At 60.0% G+C, this 24,183-nt stretch carries 24 protein-coding genes; 12 read left to right on the top strand and 12 right to left on the bottom strand.

Annotated features, from left to right (window positions below):
• Positions 1–35: 35 nt before the first annotated feature.
• Entirely contained in the window at positions 36–1,718 is a 1,683-nt protein-coding gene (locus tag HBN68_RS09595) for a POTRA domain-containing protein (protein WP_094992051.1), read from the top strand.
• 55 nt (positions 1,719–1,773) lie between these two features.
• On the opposite strand, the gene HBN68_RS09600 is transcribed toward HBN68_RS09595, so the two are convergent.
• Both HBN68_RS09600 and HBN68_RS09605 read right to left on the bottom strand, forming a co-directional pair.
• Positions 1,774–2,184, bottom strand: a complete 411-nt coding sequence (locus HBN68_RS09600; RefSeq protein ID WP_169963808.1) for a response regulator — start codon at positions 2,182–2,184, stop codon at positions 1,774–1,776.
• A 52-nt stretch (positions 2,185–2,236) separates the two neighbouring features.
• Entirely contained in the window at positions 2,237–2,464 is a 228-nt protein-coding gene (locus HBN68_RS09605; RefSeq protein WP_094992053.1) for a Flp family type IVb pilin, read from the bottom strand.
• A 342-nt stretch (positions 2,465–2,806) separates the two neighbouring features.
• Here HBN68_RS09605 and cpaB point away from each other — a divergent pair, with 342 nt between their 5' ends.
• Genes cpaB through HBN68_RS09645 form a run of 8 tightly spaced genes read left to right on the top strand, consistent with a single transcriptional unit; the run spans position 2,807 to position 10,221 of the window.
• Positions 2,807–3,742 carry a Flp pilus assembly protein CpaB gene (gene cpaB, locus HBN68_RS09610; protein ID WP_169963810.1) on the top strand — a complete coding sequence of 312 codons (936 nt, stop codon included), beginning with the start codon at positions 2,807–2,809 and terminating at the stop codon, positions 3,740–3,742.
• A gap of 30 nt (positions 3,743–3,772) precedes the next feature.
• Positions 3,773–4,999, top strand: a complete 1,227-nt coding sequence (locus HBN68_RS09615) for a type II and III secretion system protein family protein (RefSeq protein ID WP_094992055.1) — start codon at positions 3,773–3,775, stop codon at positions 4,997–4,999.
• Positions 4,996–6,186 (top strand): pilus assembly protein, encoded by a 1,191-nt coding sequence (locus HBN68_RS09620; protein ID WP_169963813.1) that lies wholly within the window; start codon positions 4,996–4,998, stop codon positions 6,184–6,186. Before HBN68_RS09615 ends, HBN68_RS09620 begins: the two co-directional genes overlap by 4 nt.
• Positions 6,183–7,460 (top strand): CpaF family protein, encoded by a 1,278-nt coding sequence (locus HBN68_RS09625; RefSeq protein ID WP_169963815.1) that lies wholly within the window; start codon positions 6,183–6,185, stop codon positions 7,458–7,460. The genes HBN68_RS09620 and HBN68_RS09625 overlap by 4 nt, the downstream gene beginning before the upstream one ends.
• 10 nt (positions 7,461–7,470) lie before the next feature.
• Complete coding sequence (locus tag HBN68_RS09630; RefSeq protein WP_169963817.1) at positions 7,471–8,355, top strand: type II secretion system F family protein; 885 nt, start codon at positions 7,471–7,473, stop codon at positions 8,353–8,355.
• A gap of 1 nt (position 8,356) precedes the next feature.
• Entirely contained in the window at positions 8,357–9,241 is an 885-nt protein-coding gene (locus HBN68_RS09635; RefSeq protein WP_094992059.1) for a type II secretion system F family protein, read from the top strand.
• A 14-nt stretch (positions 9,242–9,255) separates the two neighbouring features.
• Complete coding sequence (locus tag HBN68_RS09640) at positions 9,256–9,939, top strand: tetratricopeptide repeat protein (protein WP_169963819.1); 684 nt, start codon at positions 9,256–9,258, stop codon at positions 9,937–9,939.
• Positions 9,940–9,951: 12 nt separating this feature from the next.
• Complete coding sequence (locus tag HBN68_RS09645) at positions 9,952–10,221, top strand: DUF3613 domain-containing protein (RefSeq protein WP_094992061.1); 270 nt, start codon at positions 9,952–9,954, stop codon at positions 10,219–10,221.
• Positions 10,222–10,276: 55 nt separating this feature from the next.
• Here the strand turns inward: HBN68_RS09645 and HBN68_RS09650 are convergent, their stop codons facing one another.
• Complete coding sequence (locus HBN68_RS09650; RefSeq protein WP_169963821.1) at positions 10,277–11,053, bottom strand: response regulator transcription factor; 777 nt, start codon at positions 11,051–11,053, stop codon at positions 10,277–10,279.
• A 119-nt stretch (positions 11,054–11,172) separates the two neighbouring features.
• Positions 11,173–11,646, bottom strand: a complete 474-nt coding sequence (locus HBN68_RS09655) for a prepilin peptidase (protein WP_169963823.1) — start codon at positions 11,644–11,646, stop codon at positions 11,173–11,175.
• Between the two features lie 71 nt (positions 11,647–11,717).
• Here HBN68_RS09655 and HBN68_RS09660 point away from each other — a divergent pair, with 71 nt between their 5' ends.
• Complete coding sequence (locus tag HBN68_RS09660) at positions 11,718–12,158, top strand: TadE/TadG family type IV pilus assembly protein (protein WP_094992064.1); 441 nt, start codon at positions 11,718–11,720, stop codon at positions 12,156–12,158.
• On the top strand, positions 12,155–14,917 hold the full coding sequence (locus HBN68_RS09665; protein WP_169963847.1) for an ATP-binding protein: 2,763 nt from the start codon (positions 12,155–12,157) through the stop codon (positions 14,915–14,917). The genes HBN68_RS09660 and HBN68_RS09665 overlap by 4 nt, the downstream gene beginning before the upstream one ends.
• On the opposite strand, the gene HBN68_RS09670 is transcribed toward HBN68_RS09665, so the two are convergent.
• From HBN68_RS09670 to HBN68_RS09700, 7 genes are all read right to left on the bottom strand, one after another.
• Positions 14,902–16,887 carry a pilus assembly protein TadG-related protein gene (locus tag HBN68_RS09670; RefSeq protein WP_169963849.1) on the bottom strand — a complete coding sequence of 662 codons (1,986 nt, stop codon included), beginning with the start codon at positions 16,885–16,887 and terminating at the stop codon, positions 14,902–14,904. The genes HBN68_RS09665 and HBN68_RS09670 overlap by 16 nt on opposite strands.
• A 146-nt stretch (positions 16,888–17,033) precedes the next feature.
• Positions 17,034–17,639 carry a DUF4136 domain-containing protein gene (locus tag HBN68_RS09675; RefSeq protein ID WP_094992067.1) on the bottom strand — a complete coding sequence of 202 codons (606 nt, stop codon included), beginning with the start codon at positions 17,637–17,639 and terminating at the stop codon, positions 17,034–17,036.
• A gap of 27 nt (positions 17,640–17,666) precedes the next feature.
• Positions 17,667–18,293, bottom strand: coding sequence for a DUF4136 domain-containing protein (locus HBN68_RS09680; protein WP_094992068.1), 627 nt, complete (start codon positions 18,291–18,293; stop codon positions 17,667–17,669).
• A gap of 24 nt (positions 18,294–18,317) precedes the next feature.
• On the bottom strand, positions 18,318–19,067 hold the full coding sequence (locus HBN68_RS09685; protein WP_169963851.1) for a methyltransferase domain-containing protein: 750 nt from the start codon (positions 19,065–19,067) through the stop codon (positions 18,318–18,320).
• Complete coding sequence (locus tag HBN68_RS09690) at positions 19,064–19,369, bottom strand: MazG-like family protein (protein WP_094992070.1); 306 nt, start codon at positions 19,367–19,369, stop codon at positions 19,064–19,066. Before HBN68_RS09690 ends, HBN68_RS09685 begins: the two co-directional genes overlap by 4 nt.
• A 101-nt stretch (positions 19,370–19,470) precedes the next feature.
• Positions 19,471–20,325 carry a MaoC/PaaZ C-terminal domain-containing protein gene (locus HBN68_RS09695; RefSeq protein ID WP_169963853.1) on the bottom strand — a complete coding sequence of 285 codons (855 nt, stop codon included), beginning with the start codon at positions 20,323–20,325 and terminating at the stop codon, positions 19,471–19,473.
• Between the two features lie 3 nt (positions 20,326–20,328).
• Entirely contained in the window at positions 20,329–21,681 is a 1,353-nt protein-coding gene (locus HBN68_RS09700) for a 3-oxoacyl-ACP reductase (protein WP_094992072.1), read from the bottom strand.
• A 122-nt stretch (positions 21,682–21,803) separates the two neighbouring features.
• Between HBN68_RS09700 and HBN68_RS09705 the strand changes: the two genes are divergently transcribed.
• Positions 21,804–23,078, top strand: a complete 1,275-nt coding sequence (locus HBN68_RS09705) for an acetyl-CoA C-acetyltransferase (RefSeq protein WP_169963855.1) — start codon at positions 21,804–21,806, stop codon at positions 23,076–23,078.
• Between the two features lie 11 nt (positions 23,079–23,089).
• Here the strand turns inward: HBN68_RS09705 and HBN68_RS09710 are convergent, their stop codons facing one another.
• Positions 23,090–24,121, bottom strand: a complete 1,032-nt coding sequence (locus HBN68_RS09710) for a bile acid:sodium symporter family protein (protein WP_094992102.1) — start codon at positions 24,119–24,121, stop codon at positions 23,090–23,092.
• Positions 24,122–24,183 lie beyond the last annotated feature (62 nt).

The raw sequence follows: 24,183 nt of genomic DNA on the forward strand, positions 1-24,183 counted from the left end.
TGGTTATGTCGCTGTTGTTGACCATGGAGTGTCATATGCGTACTTACGTTCCCCTCGTACTTTTTGTGCTGACCCCGTGCGTCACGGCCGAGCCCTTGCCGCGCTACCTGAACAGCAACGAAATGATGCAGACCCTGCCCACCCCTAACCTGCCGGTAGATGCTTATCGCCCGCAAAAGCCTGCGTTGCAATTGCCCAAGCCGGGCGCGGTCGAGCCGCCACCGTTGGTGATGGGCACCAAACTGACCATCCGCAAATTGCAGATTGAAGGTGGCACTGTGTACCCGCTCAAGGAGTTGGGCGCCGCCTATCAATCGTTACTGGGCCATGAGATCACCCTGGCCCAATTGATCGATGCCACGCGCACCATTACCCAGCGCTACCAAGCGGATGGCTATTTGCTGTCGTACGCGTTTTTGCCGCCGCAAAATTTTGATCAAGGGTTAGTGCGCGTGGTGCTGGTCGAGGGGTATATCCGCGATTACACCGTGCAGGGTGATGTGGGGCGTGTGAAGGGCTTTATTGATGAACTGGTGGACAAGCTCAAGGGCGAGCGTCCGCTGACCCGCAAAACCTTCGACCGTTACGCAACGCTGATGGGCCGTCTTCCCGGTGTGACGCTGCAAGCTCAAGTGCCACCCCCCGGCACTACAGATGGTGCCTCGACCCTGACCATTAACGCCAGCCGCAAACCCTTCACCACCAGCATGAGCCTCACCGAAGGTAGCCGTGACAGTACGCAGGCACTGTTCGGGGTCAGCAGCAATTCACAAACGTCGATGGCCGAGCAGTTGAGCATCAGTGGGCTGTTCCCGCCGGGCAACGACAAAGAGCATTACTACCGCATCGACTACAGCCAGTATCTGAACGCCGAAGGCACTCAGTTAAGCCTGTACGGAGCGCGCTATCGCAGCGACCCGGGCAGCAGCATTGCCACCAGCGACGGCTTCGAACTCAAGCCGCATCGCGAAAACGACCGCTTCTCGGTAGGCGTCAGTCACCCGCTGATTGCAGCGCCCAATCAATGGCTGAGTGTCGGTGCCCGGTTGTATGGCGTGAATGACCGTACCGATTACGACGTGGTCGGTTACCCGGTCAGCCTCAGCGAAAAAACGGATGTGCGCGCCCTGGCGTTCGAGGGCGACTGGCGCAAGTCTGATAAACAGCAGCTGCGCATCGTCAGCGCCGGTGTCTATCAGGGCATGAAAGGTTTGGGCGCCAAGAGTGAAACCAACCTGACCGGCAATCAGTACGACCTGGATTTTTTTCGGCTGCGTTTATCCGGCGTGCAGAGCGACAGCTTTTTCGAGAATTGGCAGGGTGTGATGTCCGGCGCCCTGTACTGGAGTGCAGACAGCTTGCCCGACAGCGAACGGGCAGTGTTTGGCGGGCAAAACTTTGGCCGCGGTTACCCCGACGATCAAGCGTCCGGCGACAAGGGGTGGGGGGTCGCCTACGAGGTCAATTACAGCTTCAACCGCGAGGGTGCGTGGGTGAAACTGCTTCAGCCCTACGTGGTGCTGGACAAGGCCAAAACCTGGTTTAACGATTTGCCGTTTAAGGGCTCGGACATGTCCTCGGCGGCAGTCGGGCTGCGTTTTGGCGACAAGCGTTATTACAACATTGCCCTTGAAGCGGCCAAGCCGATGTCCGACATGGCGCTGGACAGCTTCAACCGCCGCCCGCGCTACACCTTGAGTTTCAGTTATCAGCTATAGCGAGCCAGGCCCGCGAGGGCAACCTCGCGGGCTTTTCGGCGCGCAAATCGGGGCTTCAGCTGTCGATGGACTTGGGGTTCGGCTTAGGGAAGAGGCTGTCCAGCGTATCGAGCAGACGCATGTGATAGATGGGTTTGCGGAACAGGTCCAATACCTGCAAACGCAACAGGTCGCTGACATCATCCATGTCGGCATGTCCGGATACGACGATCACCGGCAGGTGTTGACGCGAGGTGTGTTCACGCAAGCGCCTGATGAGGGCAATACCACTCTCTTCTGGCATGCGCAGGTCGGTAATCACCAGGGCAATGTCCGGGTGGTTGGTCAGCTGTTGCAAAGCGATCTTGACCGAGGTGGCGAGGTGGCAACAAAAGCCTTCGCCCTCCAGCAACTCGGCCAGTTCAGAAAGTCCATCCTCTTCGTCATCCACTAGGAGAAGCTGTTGGCGTGTCGAAGAGGAGGTCATGTTGCATTCCTGAAAAAGGGTAGGGTGCAGAGTGTAGGCCTGATGCACAGACCTATGTCACTGGCGTTCCGCCCAATCCTCTGACCAAGTCGTTGAATGTGGACTTGACCACACCCGACAGCGGCGTGACAAACAATGCAAGCACCACGGCAACCATCGCGGCAATCAGGGCGTATTCAATACCTGAAGCGCCATCCCGGCGTTTGATCAGTTGCCGGGTCTGGTACACGCAAAACGCCTGAGTCGGCACATACACTTTCAGAACAGTATCTAGAAGCATCTGACTTCTCCTTAGTGCGCCGCAACGGGCACTGTGTAACGTGGGTGCTACATACTTCCGATGTGCCATCAGAGCATTGTCAACAAAGCCGGACCTCACAACTGTAATAAAGGATTAATCACAAAGTACTAATCCAAACGGACGATGAGGTGCGGATCCTAAAAACGTAAACAAATCAAAGTCCTTAAATCTCCTGTCAGAAATAATCCGGTCAGTAATGGCGTTTTGTCCTACCTGCGCTACCTTCAAATAGCGAAATGGTTGCAACCGTCCGACCGTTCATAGCTACCTGATTGCGCATGATTTTTTGTCTGCCGTACGCAGTGGGGAAGGGAGAACCATATGAACAATCGCCGCAGTCTGGTGCTAGCAGCGGTGCTGTTTTTAGGGGCCATTGCCGCCGGTTTTTGGGGGCTGATGCTGACCCGTCATCAGCCTGTGCCTCCTGCCCCTGTGGCGCAGGTGGTGGAGCAAGGTGTGGCCAATGTTGAGGACCAGACCAAACATGCCGTGGTGGTGTTAACCCGCGATGTAGCCCCGCATGTGGCCCTGACTGCCGATGATTTGACGCTGGAAAAATTGCGCACGGCGCCTGTCGGCAGCCTTACCTCTATCGATCAGGCGGTGGGTCGCACCCCGTGGCGCGGGCTGAATGCTGGCACGTGGCTCAATGAGCAAAGCTTTGAAATCGGCGGGCCGTTGGCGCGCATGATTCGCCCTGACGAACGCGCACTGGCGGTGGCGATTGATGAAGTGGCCGGCGCTGCCGGGCAGTTCGGTCCCGGGGATTACGTCGATATTTTGCTGTTTCTGCGTCAGGACACCGCCAACCCTGAACCTTCGACCCAAGTGGTGTTGCCCGCAGTGCGGGTCCTGAGCATCGGCGATGAATTAGGCCTGAGCAGCGATGGCCAGCCACTCAGTCAGGCGCTGACCGCCGAGCAGGCGCAGCAACAAGCCCAGCGGCGCGTGGCGGCCCGCACCGTGGTCCTGGCGATCCCGGAGCCACTGGTCAATCAACTGATGCTCGCCGCACAAGCTGGCACTTTGCGCCTGGCGGTGCGCAGCGCACAAGAACAACGCTTGAGCAAATACTGGTCAGGTGAGCAGGATGCTGCGGCCAATCTGGAGACCGCCAGGCGCAGCCTGTATCAGTTCAATCAACTGGCGATGGCCAGTCCGCTCAAGGCGCCACTCAATGCCCCGACCGGTGTGCCGCGACCCCGTGGCATCGAAATCATCCGCGGCAATCAAGCAGCCCAGCCGTCAACCCAATAAGAAATGCCCGATCTGCAAGGAAGCCCTCGCATGAGTCAACGTTGTGTGCCGCTGTTCAAACAAGTTGTCTGGACGCTGATGTTGAGCGGCCTGTCTGTGCAAATGGCTGTGGCGGCATCGGCCCAATGCGCGTCACTGGGGGCGTTGCCCGCTGTGCTGGAAGTGGCGCAGGGCACCCAACAAGCACTGGATTCACCCGTCAGCATCACCCGCATTGCCGTGGGTGACCCGACCATTGCCGATGTACACGCCAATGGCGACAGTGCCTTTTTACTGACCGGCGTTGCGCCGGGTACTACCAGCCTGATGGTCTGGACCGCCTGTTCCAAATCACCGCGCCAGAGCATGGTGTTCGTCAAGGGCAAAGCGACTGCAGCGCTGACCAGTGCCGCGCTGTCACCGTCTGAAGACCCGACGTTGCCCAGTCAGGTACAGACGGATATCCGCTTCGTAGAAGTCAGCCGCACCAAGCTGCAAGAAGCCAGTACCTCGATTTTCGGCATGGGCAGCAACTTCCTGTTCGGTTCGCCGGGCTCGCTGATTACCACGGCGGAAAACGTCATCACCGGCGGTCCTCCGGCCAACAACAAGTACTTCAACATCGGTTTTGGCGGCGGGCGTGTCAGGGCCATGATTAATGCCCTCGAAGGCAGCGGCTTTGCCTACACCCTGGCGCGCCCGAGTCTGGTGGCGCTGAGCGGCCAGAGCGCAACGTTTCTCGCCGGCGGCGAAGTGCCAGTGCCGGTGCCCAGCAGTGGCAGCGACAACGTGTCGATCGAGTACAAAGAGTTCGGCATCCGCCTGACCTTGACCCCCACCATCGTAAGCCGCGACCGCATCGTGCTCAAAGTCGCCCCTGAAGTCAGTGAACTGGACTACACCAATGCGGTGAATATCGCGGGCACGATGGTGCCGGGTCTGAATGTGCGCCGCACCGATACCAGTATTTCCTTGGCCGATGGCGAAAGTTTTGTCATCAGCGGCTTGATCAGTTCGCGCAACAGCTCGCAGGTGGACAAGTTTCCGGGGTTAGGCGACATCCCGATTCTCGGGGCCTTTTTCCGCTCCTCCAACATCAGCCGCGAAGAGCGCGAGTTGCTGATGATTGTGACCCCGCACCTGATTCAACCGTTGGCGGCCAATGCCCAATTGCCTTCTCTGCCCGGAGAAAAACTGCGCAATTACGACCCCAATTGGTACCGCTTGTACTTCCTCGAAAACGGCAACTTTAATCGCCGTAGCGGGTTATCCAAATGAGCCAGAGCTTGAGCCAGACGTTTCTCGCATTGACGCGAAACAACACCGATCTTGAGTGGTTACAAGGCGCACTGGCGCCCATGGGCCAAGTGGTGGGCGCTGGCACGGGCAGTCTGGATGAGTTGCTGGCGCTGGTGGATGTCACCTTCGCCGGGCTGGTGTTCGTGGGACTGGACCGCGAGAAAGTGGTGTCGCAGTGCGCATTGATTGAAGGCGCGCTGGAAGCCAAACCGATGTTGGCCATCGTGGCGCTGGGCGATGGCATGGACAATCAGTTGGTGCTCAACGCCATGCGCGCCGGTGCGCGGGATTTTGTCGCATATGGTTCGCGCTCCAGCGAAGTGGCCGGGTTGGTTCGACGCTTGAACAAGCGGCTGCCCGCCGTTACACCCAATGCGCAGCTGGGCGGCCTGACCGTGATGTACAGCGCGCAGTGCAACGCCGATGGCGCCTTGCTGTCCAGTCATCTCGGGCTGGTCGTGCAGAAGAGCGATCAGCAAACCCTGTTGCTTGATTTGGGTTTGCCCCGTGGCGACAGCCTCACGCTATTGGGGCTGGAAAGTTCGTTCTACTTTGGCGATGCCCTGCGCCACTTGCGGCGACTGGACAGCACGCTGATCGACAGCGCCTTCACCGCCGCCCCCGGCGGTTTGCGCATCCTGGCCTACAGCGACAGCGATGAACCGCTGGAGCACACCAGCGCGGCCGAGCTGTACATGCTGCTCAGTGCTTTGCGTCAGCATTTTCAACACATCGTGGTGAACCTCACGGGCCAGCCTGACAGCGAAGCATTGCGCACATTTGTCAGCCATTGCGACAAGTTGTTGTGGTACACCGACCAGAACATCCTCGACTGCCGACGCAATCTGGCGATCCTCAACCTGTGGCGCGCCAAAGGCATGAAGCTCGAACATGCGCGGCTGTTGGTGGACCGTTACCTGCGGGGTGTGGCGCCCGACGCCGACGCTCTGGCCAAGACGTTTGGCCTGGAAGTGCTGGTCAGCTTGCCGCCCGCCGACGAGTTGCGAATGAACGCCAAAAACCAGGCCACCACGCTGTTCGAGCTGGGCCCGCGCGAGGCCCTGAGCCAAGGCCTGAAAACCTTGGGTGAGCGCTTGGCCAAACGCTCGCAAGGGCTGGCCAAGCCGCCCGCCCATTGGCTGACACGCCTCTGGGGGCCTAAATGAGCAGCGAGAAACTGTTTGGCGCGGGCCTGCACAGCAAGAATGGCCATGCCGATCACGACAGCCTGAAACTGGTGCTGCACCGCTACATCATCGATGCCATTGAAGAAACCGGGAAAAACCTGCTGGAAGACTCGCGCCATGCGCTGGCCCAGTTCGTGACGGACAAAGTGGCCGAATACGTGTCACGCCTGCACCTGGCGATCTCACGTTATGAAATGGAGCGTCTGGCCGAGGAAATCGTGGATGAACTCACCGGGTTTGGCCCGCTGGAAGTGCTGCTGCGCGACCCGGCGGTGACCGAAATTCTGGTCAACGGCCCGTACCGGGTGTTTGTCGAGCGCGACGGCATTCTGCACCAGAGCGAGTTGCGTTTTATCGACGACCACCATGTCGAGCGGGTGATGCAGCGTATTCTCGCGCCGTTGGGGCGCCGCCTCGACGAATCCTCGCCCATGGTGGATGCCCGCATGCCCGACGGCAGCCGGGTCAATGCGATCATTCCGCCAATCGCCTTGGACGGCCCGTGCCTGTCGATTCGTAAGTTTCGCAAGGACATGCTCAAAAGCACGGACCTGATGGCCATGCAAACCATCGATCAGGCGATTTTCGACTTCATTCACGAAGCCGTGAGCAAGCGTTGCAACATCCTCATCAGCGGCGGCACGGGCACCGGGAAAACCACCTTGCTGAATATCCTCAGCCAGTTGATCAACCCCTATGAGCGGCTGGTCACTATCGAGGACGTGGCCGAATTGCAGCTCGGTCACCCGCACGTGGTGCGCCTGGAAACCCGTGCGCCCAATGCTGAAGGCCATGGTGAAGTCAAAGCCAGCGACCTGATTCGCAACGCCCTGCGGATGCGCCCCGACCGCATCATTCTCGGGGAAATCCGCGGGGTTGAAGTGCTCGACGTGTTGACCGCGATGAACACCGGGCACGATGGCTCCATGAGCACCGTGCACGCCAACACCGCACAGGATGCGCTGTTGCGACTGGAAACACTGGTGGGCCTGACCGGGCGCACAGTGGCGGAGAAAACCCTGCGCCAAATGATCTGCGCCGCGCTGGACGTCATCATCCAGCTCACGCGCATGCCAGACGGGCGTCGCTGCGTCAGTGAAGTGTTGGAAGTGGTGGGCGTGCGCGATGATGTGTACGTCACCAACACCCTGTTCCGGCTGGATCGACGCACGGGGTTTGGCTTTATGCGCGAAGCGCTGAACCCGGCAGGCGACAAATTACGTCGCGAGCCGATTGCGAACCTTCACGGCTGAGGGGCAGAACATGATCCCGGCCTTGCTGCTGTTACTGATTGCCTTACTGATGTTGGGCCTGGCGCTGTTTATTGTTTTTCGCGTCTTGCGTAATCCGACCACCAGCCGGGTGCTCAGTCGGCTGGCCGAAGGGCAGCCGCCACCGGCCGCAAAATTCGGCGGTCTGGCCTGGCTGGACCGCGCCTTCTTGCAGGCCGGGCTGCCACGGCCGTCGGAGCGCCTGGGGCTGTGGCTCGGCGTGTGGGCCGCGGCGATAGTGGTGGCGGGGCTCGTGGGTGGCTGGACGTTGTCAGTCGCCTTTGCGGTGTTGCCGCCTGTGTGTCTGAAACTGTTCCTCAGCTGGCGTTATCACCGACAGGTGCGGCGCATGGTTGAGCAGTTGCCGCAGTTGCTCGACCACTGTGTACGCAGTTTGAAGGCCGGGCGCACCTTGGCCGATGCGGTGCTGAATGCAATCGAGGCGTCCAGTGATCCCCTCAAAACCGCCATCAGTCGCGTCTCGCGCAACGTGCAACTGGGTGTCAGCTTGCCCGAAGCGGTGCAGGACTTTGCCGAGCTTTACGAGCGTGAGGAGTTTCGCCTGTTTGCCCTCGGCTTGAAGGTCAACAACCGCTATGGCGGCAACGCCAGCGAACTGCTGGAAAACCTCATCACCCTGATCCGCGAGCGTGAACAAGGGGCACGCCAGCTCAAAGCCATGACCGGTGAAACACGGTTTACGGCCATGGTGCTGGCGGCCTTGCCGGTGTTGGTGATGGTGTATTTCATGCTGACCAATCCCGAGTACCTGCCCAAGATGTGGAACGACACGTCCGGGCAGCACTTGTTGCTGACAGCGCTGGCAATGCAGGTGATTGGCTGCTTTACCCTATGGCGCATGGTGCGGAGCGTATGACATGGCCTTGCTGATAAGCGTTGTCTTGTTGCTGGCCGCCCTGGCACTGGTGATCAACACCGTGATCCAGCAGCGGATGCGCCAGCAACGCGTCATGCAGCGTCTGGAGGGGGCGAAAACCGGGCCGGGCAAATTCAGTTCATGGCTGCGCGCGGTGGGCAGCAGCAAGGTGGGCCAGCGCTCGGTGTCGCTGGATAACGAAACTCAGGCGTTGCTCACCCGGCTGGGCTGGCGCACGGCCAGTCAGCGCTCATTGTTTGCCGCTTTTCAGGTGGGCACCCCGGTGGTGCTGGCCGGACTGGTGTTTGTAGGCCATAAGGTGTTTTACCCCGACGCGGGCAACCTCGGGGTTGCACTGTTGTTCGGGTTGGCCATCGGCTACTTGATCCCCAAACGCTTACTGGCATTGGCGGCTGCCCGGCGCCAGCAACAGATCGCGAATGAGGTGTCCACGTTTATCCCGTTGCTGCGCATCCTGTTTGAGTCCGGCATGGCGGTGGAGCAAGCGCTGCGCGTGTTGAGCCAGGAGGGGCAGCAATTGTTACCCGTGTTGACCGGGGAACTGCGGCTGGTGCTGGCCCGTGTCGACTCCGGGCTGGAGCTGGGTCAGGAACTGCAAAAAACCGCGAGCCTGCTGGCGGTCGATGAGTTCGACGATACCTGCGTGATTCTTCAACAACTGATCCAGCAGGGCGGCGGCGCAATGAAGTCGTTGCAGGCGCTGAAAGCGTTGCTGGATGACCGGCGCCTGACGCGCATGCAGGAATACATCTCGAAAATGTCGGCCAAGATGTCCGTGGTGATGATGGTGTTTCTGTTTCCTGCATTACTGATTGTATTGGCCGGCCCCAGTTTTATGGCTATTTCGCGGGCCTTTGGCTCTTGACCGGGAGGGTGAGCATGAAAGCTGTGATCGTCGCGTGTGGGCTGCTGATGCTGGGCGGCTGTGCGACCGGGGGCGCGAGTAACCCGCCCTGGCTGGCCTTGAGTGGCAGTTGCGCCAAGTTGAGTGGCGATCAAGAGTTGTCGATGAACCTGGCCGACGATATGGCCAAGGAAGGCAAACTGCACGCCAGTCTGGCCAACCTGCAAAGCTTGCCTGAGCGCTATGGGCAGGTCCAGTTGCGTAAGGCACGCATCTATCGCCAGTTGGGCCGCAGCGAGGCGCAAGCCCTTTATCAAAGCTTGCTGGGCACCTGTCTGGCGGCCGAGGGCGAGCATGGTTTGGGACAATTGGCGGCGGGGCGCGGAGACAACGCGCGAGCGCTGGCCTACCTGCAAAAAGCGGCCAGTCTGGCGCCCACCGATGACAAGATTCGCAATGACTTGGGGGTGGTTTACCTGAACCTGCTGCGCATCGACGACGCACGCTTTGAATTTTTGACCGCGCTGGAGCTCAGCAAAGATGACGACGCGTTGGCGGCGTTGAACCTGGTGACGCTGTTGATCTATCAGGACAACTGGAAGCAGGCGGCGGAACTGGTCACCCGTGCCGGATTGACGCCGGAACAAGTGACCGAAGCCCAAGCGCGTGCGCAAGCACTTAAAGCCCCGGCCAGTAATCAGGTGGCGGTGCTCAAATAACGGAGGTGTGCGATGGCAATAAGCGTACGTGTCGGGGTGTTACTGCTGTGGGTGCCGTTGAGCGCACTGGCCATCGAGCCGGGCCCGGCGTCACGTTATCAGCAGGAAACCGAAAACTGGTTGCAGATTCAGGTCAGCGGTAAAGAGCGATCGAACGTGCCGCAAACGGTCACGCCGCAGGAGCGCGAACAAAGCCTGCAACGGTTGCTGAAAAGTTACGATCACGAAATCCCTGAGTACTACAAACAGGAATCGGGCAGCGGGGGCGGTACGTCCAATTAAAACGCCCGCCACCGCCTGTACTCGCTGGGCCGGCGCGCGTATAGGCGTGGGGGCTTCAGTGGGCCGTCAGCCGGTGCTGTTTGGCGCTGGCATTGGGTGACAGCGCCAGTGCCAGCTGGGTACGGTTGTTCATGTGGGTCAGGCGCAGCACTTGCGACACGTAGAGTTTGACTGTGTTTTCCGTGATGCCCAGGTCGCAGGCGATCTGGTAATTGGTCTGGCCCTTGCCCACCAGACGGGCCACGTCCAGCTGGCGTGGTGACAACTGCTGAAAGATGGCTGGCATGATTTCAGACACGTCGTCACTGGCGCCCTCATCGGCGGCTGACAGCGGCGGGCGTCTTACCGATTCCATGTCCTGATAAAGGTCGTCAATCGAGTCCGCCAAAAACTGTAGCTTCTGATTCAAGTGCCCAAGTTGCGCGCTTTTCATGCGTTCGCGCACGCGCTCTTCCTGACGCTGAATGCCTTCGAGCAATTCATTGAGGTCGACCGGTTTTTGGTAGTAATCCGCAATGCCGATACGCAAGGCCTTGATCACGTCCTGTTTATCGGCACGGCCGGTCAGCAGAATGCTTTCAAACAAGCGCTTTTTACCGGCGAACTTTTGCAGGTGTTGGGTCAGTTCGATGCCATTCATCTCCGGCATGTGCAAATCGCACAGCACCAGACCGATTTCGGGGTCTGCGCAGAAACTTTCAATCGCTTCGCGGCTCGATTCACAAGGCACACACCGGTAGCCGCTGCTTTCCAGAAACTCGCAGAGTTCTTCGACGATCAAGGGCTGGTCGTCAACCACCAGCACTTTTATGAGTGGGCTAAGCTTGTTCACGCGTTACTCCATGCCTGGCAAGCCAATTCAAGGCAACTTGCCCCTCTCATCATGAGAAGGCTGGTTTAAAAGTAGACCCACTTTCCCTTGCTGTACACGGAATAAATCCTACGCATGCACTAGGGCATGCACAGCCAAACCAGGGTAAAACCCGCCAGCAAAAAGGGGGCGAAGGCGATTTTTTTTGACAGATTCCCGGGATCTTCAACATCAGGCGTTGTAACCCGTTGATAAAGCAGCGGCAGGATTTTTGACGCGATCAGCATCCACAGCACAGCACACACACCTGCGCCGATCACCGTGCCCAACACCGTCAGACGATCGGTGGCCAGGGCGAGGGCGATCAGCAGTTTTACATCGCCGGCGCCGAACGTATTGAGCGCATACCCAGGCAACGTCAGCACCAGCACGATCAGCAGCGCGACCCCGGCTTCGCTGGCGGGTGCGCCGAGCCAGGTGTGGCCGCTCCAGAGCAGATACAGCACGGCCAGCGCCATACCGCCCAGTGTCAGGGTGTTGGCAATCTGGCGCTGGTACAGATCCTGAAGTGCGCAAGCACTTAACCAGAGGTACAGGACTATTAGCGGTGTCACGTAATCGGCGTCCCTTTTTGGCGAATGATTCTATGCTCATATGACGTGTGGTTTTCAGGGTAGACGCAGTCATGAAAACAAGCCTCTCCACAAAGGAAAAAGGCGCAGCGGCCATCGAATTTTCGCTGGTGTTTGTGGTGTTTTTCGCCGTGTTTTACGGCGTCGTAAGTTACAGCCTGCCGCTTTTGCTGATGCAGTCGTTCAACCACTCCACGGCTGAAGCGGTGCGCCGCAGTGTGGCGCTGGACCCGACCGTCTCCCCCGCGACGTACACGCAAGATGTACAAAATCGCGCCTTGAGCGTGTTGAGTGACCAACTCTCTTGGGTGCCGACCGCCTTGAAAAGCAGCCTTAATAAACAGGCGGTCTATAGCGGTGGGGTGCTAACCGTCACCGTCAGCCTGCCAGCCTCCGCGTTAAGCGCCATCATGCCGGTGCTGGTGCTGCCGGGGAACATCAAGGTGCCCAGCTTGCCGACCACCTTGACGGCTCAATCGAGTTTGCAGTTTTGATCAGCGGCGAGCGCCTGTTCGGGCGGCTACTGGGCCGGGCTGATGAGCCCGTTGCGTTGGCGCCTACCCCGCTGCTTGTAGAGGCGGGTATTCAAATACGGCTCGATCAGCACGGCCATGTGCTGGAGATACAGGCCGCGCAGCCCCATGCATTGGTCATGGCGATGGGCAATGGTCCGCCGCGGCTGTTAATCGATTATCTGGTGCCGGGCAGCACGCTGGCCCTCGAAGGCACGCCCCGAGATTGGCATGGGCAAAGCCTGGACCTCATGTTTCAGGTCGGCGGTGGCCCTGTTGTGCATACCCGCGGCTGGGTACAGCCACAGGGTGACGGCTGGTTGCTGCAACTGTTGGACATCAGCGATTTGTTGTTGGGCCAACAGCAGGCGCGCCACCGCGAGCTCACCCACCTGCTCACCACCCACATGGGCGAGCAATTGCGCCGCTGCGGCACAGCGCGCGTGCCAGCGGTGGTGACCGATCTGTTGCAGCAGGTGGCGCAGCATTGGCATATCCCGTGTGTGGCGCTGGCCTTGCCAGACGCCACGCAGACCGAATGGCGTATCTACAGTGTTTACCAGCGCCATGATGCGCCTGCGTTGTGGGACGTCGACCAAGCGCTGGGCAGCACCCTCGACAGCTTCAATGGTCACGTCCCCCAGCGTTTTGAAGCGCTGCATGGCATCAATGACAAGCCCCGGCTGAGCGGGCTGTTTGGCAATACCGATGGCTTGCTGGTGCCTTACAACGATCATCAAGGGGTGAGTGCGTGGCTCTTGTTCGGCCACTACCCGGCCAGTCGTCACGCCCCGTCCATGGGCGACAACGATTGGCTACAGGTGTGCGCGGCATTGGCGGGGCCGCTGCTCAATCGCCTGCGCGAGCAGCAACACGTGCAGCAGATGGAGCGCATGGAGGCGTTACAGGGCCTGCTGGGCAGCGGCTGGTGGGAGTGGTCGCCCAGCACGCAGCAACTGATGCTTGCCCCGCCTTTGGCTGCGAGCCTGCTCCCTGCTCAAGCTGCTCATATGTCCCGTGACGCGTGGTTGGGGCTGTTTCATCCGGCAGACCGGGAAGAGCTGGCCAGCCGTTTCAATGATTTGTTGTCCCACGATACCCCCCTGTTGTTGTGCGTGCGCTTGCACCAACCCGACAGTAAGCGGCCGGTGACCTGGTATCGCATTCAGGGCCAAGTGCTGGGCGCAGAGGGCGGGCCACGTGTGGTGGGGTTCATGCTGGATGTCAGTGACATGCAAAACCAGCAACAGCAAGCGGCGGCGGCCCATGCGCGGCTCGACAACCTGATTGCCAGCTCTCCGGCCGTGATTTATGTGCAGCGCTATGCCGAGGGCGCGTTGCTGCCTGAATTCTTCAGCGCCAGCTTGCAACCTTTGTTGGGCTGGACGCGGGAAGCGTGCACGGCCGCCGCGTTGATCGAATGGGTGCACCCGGAGGACCGTGAGCACTACTTCGAGCGCACGCGACGACTGCTGCGCGAAGGCAGTGTGCGCAGTCGCTATCGACTGCGCGACCTCCAGGGCGACTACCACTGGTTACTGGACGAGGCCAAGTTGCTGCGTGACGACTTGGGATTGCCGGTCGAGGCCGTGGGCCTGTGGCTGGACATCACCGATGCCACGGAAGCCGCGGAGCGGGTCAAGCACAGCGAAGAGCGCTATCGCATGCTGGTGGAAGATTCCCCGGCGATGATCTGCCGCTACACCCCCGACTTGACCCTGACCTTTGGCAATCGCCCGTTAGCCAATTACCTGGAGTGCGCGCCCGAACAGTTACCGGGCATCAACCTCAGCGGCTGGTTGTCGCCGGAGCAACATCTGGCGTTTGTACAACGTTTGGCCACCTTGACCCCTGAATTCCCGGTCAGTACCGCCGAAATCAGCCTGCAACTGCCGGGGCGCGAACACGCGTGGTGGGTCTGGTCGGACCGCGGCGTGTTTGATGAGCACGGGACGTTGATCGAAGTGCAGGCGGTGGGGCGCGACAACACCGAAGTGCGGCGTTCGCAACAGCAGCTGACCCAGAGCGCCAAAATGGCCACCCTGGGCGAGATGGCCACCGGGCTGGCCCATGAGATCAATCAGCCGCTGAACGTGATGCGCATGGCCATCGTCAATGTGCTCAAACGCCTGAGCAACGGCGATGTGCAGATCGATTACCTGCAAGACAAACTCAATCGCCTCGACACCCAAGTGCAACGTGCGGCGCGGGTGGTAGACCACATGCGGGTGTTTGGTCGGCGTTCGGAGATCGAACAGCAAGTGTTTAACCCCGCCATTGCCATCGATGGCACGCTGTCACTGCTCAGTGACGGGCTGCGCGGCAAAGGCGTAGAGATTCGCTGCGAAGGACTGGACTGCGCCGTCAACGTGCGCGGCCATGTCGACCAACTGGAACAGGTGCTGATTAACCTGCTGGTCAACGCCCGTGATGCCTTGCTCGGCAAGCGTGAAAAAGACCGTGACTTCGCGCCGTGGATCGGCCTTGGCATCGAAACAGCCCCCCGCCACGTGCGGTTGTGGGTACAGGACAACGCAGGCGGCATCGACCCTCGGTTGCTGGAGCGCATCTTCGAACCGTTCTTCACCACCAAACCCGTCGGCGTAGGCACGGGGCTGGGGTTGTCAGTGAGCTACGGCATCATCGACAACATGGGCGGACGGCTCAGCGTCAGCAACACCGAACACGGCGCCCGGTTTTGTGTGGAACTGCCCGTGGCGGAGGATCAGAGCACGAGTTGAGCGCGGCCGCCTTGATTGCAGGACAGGTTGGCGCCCACTTCAGCATTACCCAGACTGACCCCTAGTGCGCCCAAGAGCGTGTTGAGGATCGGGTCCAGCAGGTTTGACAGCACGCCGCTCAACGCGGTGGACAGGATCCCCGTCACTTGGTTGACCAGCCCGGCCACTCCCGTAAGTGCATCGTTGGCCACGCTGCCTGTTTGTGGCGTGTACGTCACCAACAGGTTGTCAGACAGCGAGTCCCCCAGACTTTTGATAATGCTTGCATTGCTGTTTAGCGGGGTTTTGTAAGCAGGCGGATTGTTAACCTCGGGGAGCAGGGGGACGCTCCATGTTTGCGGCTGGGAGTTGGCCGCTATTTGAGTTTGAACCTTCAACCCTAGCCCGCCCCCTTTGCCGACCTGCAACGGGCCGCATAGCAAAATGACTGAGCACGTGGTGACATCAATACTGATCAGTTTTACCGGATCTACCGCCAGGTAGTTCAGCTTGTTGATTTCAACCGACGCGGGAAATGCACCGTTGGCTGGCGGGCTGCCAATGCTCAGCTTCGCGGCCGCTGTCGACGTTTGTGCTGTCAGGCTTTTGGTGGCCGGACTGGAGCAGTTGTAGGCGGTGACATAGCTGTTGGCACTCGCCGCTTCCAGATAAATATCCAACGATGACGCAATGCTCAGGGATGTCCGCTCACAGGCTACAACACACTGCAAAACCCCGATTAAATTCAGATTCAGCAACTTGTTCACGATACTGGTCAGAGGCGAAAGCAGTTGGGTGATCGCAGACGTTATCTGCGACACCAGTTTGAGAACGGCGAGATCAATATGGATGTGAGTTTGAACTTGCGCTGTTTTAACGTAGATGCGATTGGTGCCGAAAATGGGATCTTTAATAGCCAACGCCGGGTTGCCAACTACAGACATTTGCGGTGGTTCAATCACTTTGACCGACACCGTGACGGTGCCTACCAATGGAATATTCGACGTGATATCGGCGGCCGCAGCGCTTTTGCCATTTGAAAGTTGCACGATCCCTTGCAACAGGTCAAAGACCTTCAAGTTGGTGTTCAACCCAGCGTTCGAGGTGCCATTCTGGATTTTCAGCAAGTCGCCCAGTTTCAGTATTTGCGTGTTAGCGGCAATCAGCTTGATGGCGGTCAACGCTTGCACGGCGACCGTAGCGCCCGCTCCTCCTTTTTGCAGCACATTAATGGCGGCGTTAATCAGTTGAGTCGCAGAGACATTGGTGTTGAGCAACTGAGTGTAATCACCGGCATTGAGGTTCAAGTCGATGGCCAGTTGATCAAGATAGCTCAGCAAGTTGATATTGGTGTTTGCCAAGCCCTGCCATGACGCAAGGCTCAAGTTCAATTTGCCGCCCAGCAGGCCGCCCACAAGGCTGTTCAGAAGAGGGGAGTTACTTGAGTTTATGTCTGCCAATGAAGTTCTGATCGTCAGTGCGGCCAACGGTGCGCCCCCCGTGGCCCCCACCGCGCTCGCCGTCAATCGGGTATTGAAGCCAAATTTCCCGTCGGAAAACAGGTTCCACAAGCCGCCCGCCACACTGGTTGGCACTACCGTGGTGGTAATGACGCGAATGGCGTCAGACTTGCTTGCATCGGCGCTGAATGTGCGCAGCATGTCGCTACCGGTCACCAGTGTGCCGCAAGTGGCGCTTAAGGTTTGTGTACTGCCGGGAGGGAAGTTGTTGCGCGTCGCGCTGGCGATAGCGTACGTGGTGGCCGTGTTGGTGCCGGTCGCCAGGCAATTGCCGCCCCGACTGACGGCCTCCAATACCGCGACATCCGCGACCCGTTGCAACTTGCGTTGCTCCAGGTACAAGCGGCCGCTGTCGACTACCAACAACATAAACAACAGCACCAGGCCGAAGGTCAGGGCCGCCATCAAACCAATTGCTCCCCGCTGCGAACGAGGGCTGCTAAAACGGATGCCACGCAATTGGGGAGACATCGAGCACTCCTTTGCCGGCTTGCTGCCGAGCGCAACTCTCCAAGGGTGCAAGGGAGTGTAGTCAAGGTGCGCAGCACGCGCTGGCAAGTTGCCAGTCGGGGGACTGAACGGCAGCGACTACAGGGTATGCAGTTGCTGCCGGGCGGTCATTTGGCCTGCGGTTTGGGCGGGTAGTCGCTGAGGATCTTGCTCACGGCTTCGTGAATCGCCGCGCTGCGTTGCGCAGGCGTCGGGCTTGTGTCGACCACTTTTTCAGCACTGCCACGCCACACCAGTTGGTCGGTTTTGGCGTCGATCAGGTCAATTTGAAGGGTGCCTACCTGGTAGTTGATGTTGCGCACTTCATCGTAGACCGGCGCGCCCCAGTAACCTTCCCACGGGCCGCCCCAATAACCGCCCCACGGTCCACCCCAAGGGCCGCCGTAGCCATAGCCGTAATTAGTCACCACTTGCTCCTGACGCTCAGCAACGATCAAGTAGGTCTGCACCCACAGGTCGGCCTTGGTTGCAGGGGTCACTTGGCGCAAGCCGCGCTGGTCCAACTGATAGGCCACGGCCTGGGTGATGCGTTGTTGGGTCAGGTCGCTTTTCAGCATCGGGTTATTGGGGACAAATTGCAGTGCGGGTTCCTTCCAGGCCCACGTGTGGAAGCTGGCGAAATCAACGGAAGGGTTGTAGTCGTGCGTGACCTGCATCGATTCGCAGGCGCTGAGCAGCAGTGCCAGCCCCACGAGCGCTATTCGACGTAGCATGATGATTCTCCACTTCAACGATGAGTCTTAATGAGGAGGATAGGCCTGTACTGCTGTGTTCAGCGATTCGCGTAAAGCGTTGCCGCGCTCGCTCAGGCTGCCCTTGCTGCTGGTTTCGGCGCTGGAACTCCAGACAGGCTCACCGGTTTTGCCGTCGTACAGGTTAAGCCGCACCACCATGACTTCCACTTCGTACGTTCGAATGATGGGTACGGTGTTGTACATACCGAACTGATTGCCATAACGACTGTAGCGATCTCCATAGAACCCGCCGTAACCCGCCCCATAACCATAGTCGTCCTGAACCTGGCGCAAGCGTTTTTCTGTATGTAAATCTGCACTGACCCGTAAATCCGGTGCGCGGCCAGGCTGGACCGGGCGCAAGCCTCGCTGGTCCAGGGCTGTGCTCACGGCTTCGGCAATCTGTGCCGAGTCGGCCCAGGCCGAACCTGCAGGCAGGCGGTCGTTGAGCCAGGCCCAGCTCTGGTAGCGAGCATAGTCGCGCGGGGGCGCCGGGTAGGCGCTCAAATCAATGGCGTTGGCAGCCTGCGGCGGGGCGGCAGGCATAGGCAGCGACGTGGCGGTATACGGGTTGGGGCTTTGGCAGGCGCCCAGCCCCAGGCTCAGAATCACAAGCGCAATGCGGCGATACATGAAACTCCCCCAAGAGGTGAACAGTTAACGCGGGCGGCATACCCAATGCAGGTAACGACCCAACCCTGCAAACGCAGGGTGGCGACGATGGGCCAGCTCCATCTCAACCAGTGCGTCGAGTTCTGCGCGGGCCTGGAACTCGACCGGCATGTAATCGTGGAATACACGCACGCCACTTTGGCTTTCAACCTGCCAAAGACCTTGCATGGCCTGCCCCAGCTCCCGTGGATCAAGGGGCTGCTGCGGGGTGAGGCTCTGCTTTTCGCCAGCCATGTCGTTCTTGCGCATTTTGCGGAAGTGACCTTTGAGCAGGTTGCGGTAGATCAGCGCATCCCGGTTGTAGAACGCCAGCGACAGCCAGCCGCCCTGGGCTGTCAGTTGATGCAGAACCGGCAGGATCGCATGGGGCTCGGCCAGCCACTCCAGCACCGCATGACACAGCACCAGGTCGTACGGTTCGGTCAGTTGGCCCAAGAGCTCTTGCCAGGACGCCTGAATAAAGGTGCCGCTCTGGCCTGCTTCGGCAAAGCGTTGACGCGCGCCTTCAAGCATTGGGGCAGCGGGCTCCGCCAGCGTGACATCATGGCCTTGTTCGGCCAGCCACAGCGACATGTGCCCCAGCCCCGCGCCGATGTCCAGCACGCGCAAGCGGCGTTTGGGCAGTGACTCTTTCAGGTCGGCTTGCAACACGGCGAGGCGGATCGCCCCTTTGGCGCCGCCGTAGATTTTTTCCGCGAAGCGGGTGGCCAGCAGATCGAAGTGACGGTCGCTCATTGGCCGAAACGCCTTTCGCTGTCCGCCAATTTGCTGCGTACCACGTCGTTCATGTCCAGGCCGAGTTCGCTGCACAGCAACAAGAGGTAGAGCACGATATCGCCGACTTCCTGACCGGCATGGGCCAATTTGTCAGCGGGAAGCTGGCGGGACTGGTCTTCGGTCAGCCATTGAAAAATTTCCACCAGCTCGGCCATTTCAACACTGGCGGCCATGGCCAGGTTTTTCGGGCTGTGGAAAGGTTTCCAGTCGTTCTTGTCGCGGATGCGGTGCAGGCGTTGGGTCAGTTCGTCGAGGTTCATTGCAGGTGTGCTCTCCAGAAGGCGCAAAGCTTGCGACCGAATGGACGTGGGCGCAAGTAGTCGCTGGCGCATCCGACAACCGCGACGCGTGGGAGGGCTATTTAACTCAACGGCCGCCAACGCCCGACCATGTGCACCAGGTCGGGATGACCATTGACCTGGAAGTCGCCACTGGAACCGCCAGCACTGCTTTGCAAAATCACTTCTGCAGGCAGGCGCACCGGTTTTTTGAAGTCCACCGAGATTTCGACGTTGGCCGCTGGCAAGTGCGAACTCAACGCGGCCAGCGTCCGGGCTTCAAGCCACAGCCCGTGGGCAATGGCCGTCGGCAGGCCGAACAGTTTGGCGCTGGCGGTGCTCAGGTGGATCGGGTTGTAATCCCCGGACACCTTGGCATAACGGCGACCGATGTCTTTGGCGGCATACCAGCGCGTCAACTCGGTCATGCCACCTGCAACAGGGGTGGCAGGCTGGTGCGCCTCGCCCGGTAAATCGACACCTTTACACAGCAAGGTACTTTGCGCCTCCCACAGTGGGCCGATCAAATCGTCCACCCGTGTGATCACGTCAAACGTCGCGCCCTTGGGGTGTTTTTGCAGGTTGTGCGCGTACACGCCAATGCGCAGTTGAGAGACGCTGCCCATGGGCCGCATCACGCGAATCTGGTTGCTCAGGTGGATCAACCCCAGCAGCGGAAACGGAAACGCCTGGTCGGTCAGTAACTGCATTTGCAACCCGAACGCCAGGATGTGCGGATACGTCGGTGGCAACAGTGAACTGGCGGGCAGGTCGCACACCTCGCGAAAGGCCTCCAGCGGTTTGGCGTCCACCGCCACCCAGCAACGCAGCCCTTTATCGGGCAAGGTGTCGCCGGTGATTTTACGCTTGCTCGCCGCGTGGGCGTACAGCGCCGTCAGGTGCGGCGGGGTGTCGAGGTCAAGCCAATTCACAGTCATGGCTCAGGCCCCCAATACACTTTGGCCGCACACCCGCAGCGCCTGGCCACTGACGGCGCCCGACCCCGGTTGAGCCAACCATGCCACCGCTTCAGCGACGTCCTGGGGCAAGCCGCCCTGGCCCAGTGAACTCATGCGTCGACCGGCTTCACGCAGGGCAAACGGGATGTGCGCAGTCATCTGCGTTTCAATGAAGCCCGGCGCCACGGCGTTGATACTGATGCCACGTTCACTCAGCAACGGCGCCCATGCGTGGGCCAGACCGATCAACCCGGCCTTGCTCGCGGCATAGTTGGTTTGCCCGCGATTACCGGCAATGCCGCTGATAGACGCGAGCAAGATGACCCGCCCGTTGTCATGCAGGGTGCCGCTGTCGAGCAGGGCTTTGGTCAGCACTTGGGGCGCATTCAGGTTCACGGCCAGCACGGCGTCCCAGTATTCGGGGGTCATGTTGGCCAGGGTTTTGTCCCGGGTGATGCCTGCGTTGTGCACCACGATGTCGATGCCCTCCGGCAGCTGTTCAATCAATTGCGCGGCGGCGTTTTCGGCGCAAATGTCCAGCGTGATGCTGCGCCCACCCAGGCGGGCAGCGAGGGCTTCCAGGTCGTTTTTGGCCGCAGGGACGTCCAGCAGGATGATGTCGGCGCCGTCTCGGGCCAGGGTTTCGGCAATGGCCGCGCCGATGCCGCGGGCAGCACCGGTGACCAGGGCCTTGCGCCCGGCCAGTGGTCGGGTCCAATCACTGACTTGGGGCGCGCAGGCCGACAGGCGCAGCACTTGGCCGCTGATGAATGCACTTTTGGGCGACAGGAAAAACCTCAGTGCGCCTTCCAGTTGCTCTTCGGCACCCTCGTCGACGTACAGCAGTTGCAACGTGCTGCCGTTGCGCAATTCTTTGGCCAGTGAGCGGCTGAACCCTTCAAGGGCGCGCTGGGCGCTGGCGGCAAATGGATCGCGTTGGGTGTCGGGTGCACGGCCGAGGATGACCAAGTGCGCGCTGTGTTGCAGGCTGCGCAGTAAGGGCTGAAAAAATTCGCGCAGTTGCTTGAGTTGATCGGTGTGCAGCAAATGGCTGGCATCAAAGACTACCGCTTTGAGCGTTGGCCCCTGACCGGGAATCCACGGGCTGGTGACTGAGGGTTCTGGGCCGTAGCTGAACACGGCGTCCGTGAGTTTGCTGGCAAAGGCCGTGATGTGTTCACTCAGCGGGCCACCGCCGATCAACAACGGGCCTTCTACCGGACGCAGACGCCCGGCCTGCCAGCGTTCCAGTCGCACCGGTGACGGAAGCCCTATCGCACCGACCAGACGCTGGCCGAGGGATGAGTTGGCGAAGTCGATATAACGGTCTGACATGGAACACTCTCCGACACATGGGGTTCAAAGGGTTGACCACAAAAATACAAGGGTCGTTCGTTAAAGGGTGATAGCACCTACGCTGTAACGACCAATGGTGACTCAATTAAAGGGGAAATCTTATGACTCAGCGGCGTGTGGCGATTATTGGCGGCAACCGAATTCCGTTTGCCCGGGCTAACGGTGCGTACGCGACGGCCAGTAATCAGGCGATGCTGACGGCCGCGCTGGAAGGGCTGATCGAACGCTTTAACCTGCACGGTGAGCGTCTTGGCGAAGTCGTGGCCGGTGCGGTGCTCAAGGACTCGCGGGATTTCAGCCTCACCCGCGAGTGCGTGCTGGGCTCGCGTCTGTCGCCACAGACCCCGGCCTACGACCTGCAACAAGCCTGTGGCACTGGACTGGAAGCCGCCTTGCTGGTGGCCAATAAAATCGCGCTGGGGCAAATCGAATGCGGGATCGCGGGCGGTGTCGACACCACATCTGATGTGCCGATTGGCCTGAACGATGGGCTGCGTCGGTGGTTGTTGCAGCTCAATCGCACCAAGGCGCCGCTGGACAAACTCAAGGCGGTGTTGCACTTGCGCCCGCAGTTTTTAAAACCCGCGTTCCCGCGCAACGGCGAGCCGCGTACCGGGCTGTCGATGGGCCAGCACTGTGAACTGATGGCGCAAACCTGGCATATCCCGCGCGCCGAACAGGACGCCTTGGCCCTGCACAGCCATCAGGCGCTTGCCACGGCGTATCACGAAGGTTGGGAAGACGATCTGGTGACGCCCTTTTTAGGCCTGACCCGGGACAACAATCTGCGCACGGATTTGACCCTGGAGAAACTGGCCGCGCTCAAGCCGGTCTTTGAACGCAGCGCCAAAGGCACGCTGACGGCCGGTAACTCGACGCCGCTGACCGATGGCGCCTCGGTGGTGTTGTTAGGCAGTGAGGACTGGGCCAAGGCGCGCGGCTTGCCGATTTTGGCGTATCTGCGCGATGGCGAAACCGCAGCGGTGGATTTCGTCCATGGTGCCGAAGGTTTGCTGATGGCTCCGGTGTATGCCGTCCCACGCTTGCTGGCGCGTAATGGCCTGAGCTTGCAGGACTTTGACTACTACGAAATACACGAAGCCTTTGCCGCGCAGGTGCTGTGTACGTTGAAGGCGTGGGAAGACCCCGAGTACTGCAGAACCCGTCTGGGGCTGGACGCCCCATTGGGGGCGATTGACCGCAGCAAGCTTAACGTCAAGGGCAGTTCGTTGGCCGCGGGGCATCCGTTTGCGGCCACCGGCGGCCGCATCGTGGCCAACCTTGCCAAATTGCTGGACGCCGCAGGCCAAGGGCGCGGGCTTATCTCCATTTGCGCGGCGGGCGGGCAGGGCGTCACTGCGATTATTGAGCGCTGACCCGTTGCTGATTACATCGGCGCTGGCGCGGCATTGGGGGTAAGGCTTTCGGCCTCTTGCCGCTGGCGGCTGGCATAGTTTTCTGCCATCACCGAGCACACGATCAGTTGCAGCGGGTGATAGATCATGATGGGCAGCAGGATCAAGCCCAGCCCGGGGTTGGCGCCGAAGATCAGCGCGGCCATGGGCGCCCCGGCCGCCAGGGATTTTTTGCTGGCACAAAACACGGCGGCAATTTCATCCGGCGTGCTGAATTTCAGCGCGCGAGCGGTGCGAGTGGTCATCCACAGAATGACCGCAAGCAGCAGGGCGCTGCCGACGAAGGCGCTGAAAATCACCGAAGCCCCTTGTTGTTGCCACATCCCCGAGACCATCGAGTTGCAGAATGCGGCGTACACCAGCAGCAGAATCACCAACTTGTCGACGATGCCGGTGTAACGCTTGTGGCGGGCAAAAAAGCGGCCGAACAGCGGGCGTACCAGCTGCCCCAGCACCAGCGGCAGTAATAACAGGGCGCACAGGTCGAGCAGGGTGGCACCGAGGTCGATCCCGCCCGTGCCGCTGCCGACCACGAAACTCACCAGTAATGGCGTCAGGAAAATCCCCAGCACACTCGACAGGCTCGCATTGAGAATCGCCGCGGGTACGTTGCCGCCTGCGCTGCCCGTGAGCGCCACCGAGGAGGAGATGGTCGACGGCAGCGCGCACAGGTAAAAGAAGCCCAGCATCAACAACGGCGGTACATGACTGCCCAGCAGCAGGTCGGCCACCCACCAGATCAGGGGGAAGACGACAAACGTGAAGCCTTGCACCATTAGGTGCAGGCGCAGGTTTTTCAGGCCGTGGCGGATCTGCTCGCTGGACAGGTTGACCCCATGCAGGAAGAACACCAGGAACACGCCGATATTGATGACCCATTCTGCGTGCATCGCCCCGCCGGTGCTGCCGAATGCAGGGAACACGTACGCCAGAAACGTGGCTAGCAACATGCCGCACAGAAACCAGTCGGTGAATAGGCGTTTGAAGTGTTTGAGCACAGACATGGCAGGCACCGCAATATTGTAAGAATTGATGACGTAGCCTAACGTTGGCCCTTTCTGACGTA

The organism is Pseudomonas sp. WS 5078 (assembly GCF_012985745.1).
Classification (GTDB): domain Bacteria; phylum Pseudomonadota; class Gammaproteobacteria; order Pseudomonadales; family Pseudomonadaceae; genus Aquipseudomonas; species Aquipseudomonas lundensis_A.

Bases quoted from the DNA above. Each gene is read 5' to 3' on its own strand.
- HBN68_RS09595 (WP_094992051.1), top strand. From the start codon at position 36: ATGCGTACTTACGTTCCCCTCGTACTTTTTGTGCTGACCCCGTGCGTC.
- HBN68_RS09600 (WP_169963808.1), bottom strand. From the start codon at position 2,184: ATGACCTCCTCTTCGACACGCCAACAGCTTCTCCTAGTGGATGACGAA.
- HBN68_RS09605 (WP_094992053.1), bottom strand. From the start codon at position 2,464: ATGCTTCTAGATACTGTTCTGAAAGTGTATGTGCCGACTCAGGCGTTT.
- cpaB (WP_169963810.1), top strand. From the start codon at position 2,807: ATGAACAATCGCCGCAGTCTGGTGCTAGCAGCGGTGCTGTTTTTAGGG.
- HBN68_RS09615 (WP_094992055.1), top strand. From the start codon at position 3,773: ATGAGTCAACGTTGTGTGCCGCTGTTCAAACAAGTTGTCTGGACGCTG.
- HBN68_RS09620 (WP_169963813.1), top strand. From the start codon at position 4,996: ATGAGCCAGAGCTTGAGCCAGACGTTTCTCGCATTGACGCGAAACAAC.
- HBN68_RS09625 (WP_169963815.1), top strand. From the start codon at position 6,183: ATGAGCAGCGAGAAACTGTTTGGCGCGGGCCTGCACAGCAAGAATGGC.
- HBN68_RS09630 (WP_169963817.1), top strand. From the start codon at position 7,471: ATGATCCCGGCCTTGCTGCTGTTACTGATTGCCTTACTGATGTTGGGC.
- HBN68_RS09635 (WP_094992059.1), top strand. From the start codon at position 8,357: ATGGCCTTGCTGATAAGCGTTGTCTTGTTGCTGGCCGCCCTGGCACTG.
- HBN68_RS09640 (WP_169963819.1), top strand. From the start codon at position 9,256: ATGAAAGCTGTGATCGTCGCGTGTGGGCTGCTGATGCTGGGCGGCTGT.
- HBN68_RS09645 (WP_094992061.1), top strand. From the start codon at position 9,952: ATGGCAATAAGCGTACGTGTCGGGGTGTTACTGCTGTGGGTGCCGTTG.
- HBN68_RS09660 (WP_094992064.1), top strand. From the start codon at position 11,718: ATGAAAACAAGCCTCTCCACAAAGGAAAAAGGCGCAGCGGCCATCGAA.
- HBN68_RS09670 (WP_169963849.1), bottom strand. From the start codon at position 16,887: ATGTCTCCCCAATTGCGTGGCATCCGTTTTAGCAGCCCTCGTTCGCAG.
- HBN68_RS09675 (WP_094992067.1), bottom strand. From the start codon at position 17,639: ATGCTACGTCGAATAGCGCTCGTGGGGCTGGCACTGCTGCTCAGCGCC.
- HBN68_RS09680 (WP_094992068.1), bottom strand. From the start codon at position 18,293: ATGTATCGCCGCATTGCGCTTGTGATTCTGAGCCTGGGGCTGGGCGCC.
- HBN68_RS09685 (WP_169963851.1), bottom strand. From the start codon at position 19,067: ATGAGCGACCGTCACTTCGATCTGCTGGCCACCCGCTTCGCGGAAAAA.
- HBN68_RS09690 (WP_094992070.1), bottom strand. From the start codon at position 19,369: ATGAACCTCGACGAACTGACCCAACGCCTGCACCGCATCCGCGACAAG.
- HBN68_RS09695 (WP_169963853.1), bottom strand. From the start codon at position 20,325: ATGACTGTGAATTGGCTTGACCTCGACACCCCGCCGCACCTGACGGCG.
- HBN68_RS09700 (WP_094992072.1), bottom strand. From the start codon at position 21,681: ATGTCAGACCGTTATATCGACTTCGCCAACTCATCCCTCGGCCAGCGT.
- HBN68_RS09705 (WP_169963855.1), top strand. From the start codon at position 21,804: ATGACTCAGCGGCGTGTGGCGATTATTGGCGGCAACCGAATTCCGTTT.
- HBN68_RS09710 (WP_094992102.1), bottom strand. From the start codon at position 24,121: ATGTCTGTGCTCAAACACTTCAAACGCCTATTCACCGACTGGTTTCTG.